Origin of the sequence: Vibrio sp. 10N.222.46.A1 (assembly GCF_041473595.1) — a bacterium.
Classification (GTDB): Bacteria; Pseudomonadota; Gammaproteobacteria; order Enterobacterales; family Vibrionaceae; genus Vibrio; species Vibrio tasmaniensis_A.
In genome coordinates this window covers 1-403 of the sequence record NZ_JBFRSN010000150.1, presented here as the reverse complement: position 1 = coordinate 403, position 403 = coordinate 1, and the positions used below count along the sequence as shown (strand labels likewise).

At 31.5% G+C, this 403-nt stretch carries 1 pseudogene; it reads right to left on the bottom strand.

From position 1 onward, the window contains the following. Positions 1-403 (bottom strand): annotated as a pseudogene (locus tag AB4496_RS05415) (glycosyltransferase family 2 protein); the annotation flags it as partial.

Below are 403 nucleotides of genomic sequence, written 5' to 3'. Positions count from 1 at the left end.
CGCAGAAAGTATGCGTAAAATATACGTTTAAAAAATGATTTAATATATAACGGCGTAAATTCAAAGATAACTTTTTTAACTTCTAAACTGCTTTCTTCATCATCATATTTTGCGTCCATTGATATATCTTGAACAACAGCTCTAATCGTACCCAAACGAAATAGCATATCACTTTCGAAAAAATATCTTTGGCTAATTTTATTTAATGGTAGTTCTAAAAGAGCTGAACGATGGATAGCAGTGTAGCCATTAGTTGGATCCATTACCTTCCAATAACCGCTAGACACTTTATTGACAAATGATAATATTGCATTCCCCAACTTTCTTATTGTAGGCATAAGAATAAGAGACTCAATTCTATTAAATCTATTTCCTTTTGTGTAATCTGCATGCCCTTGTATTA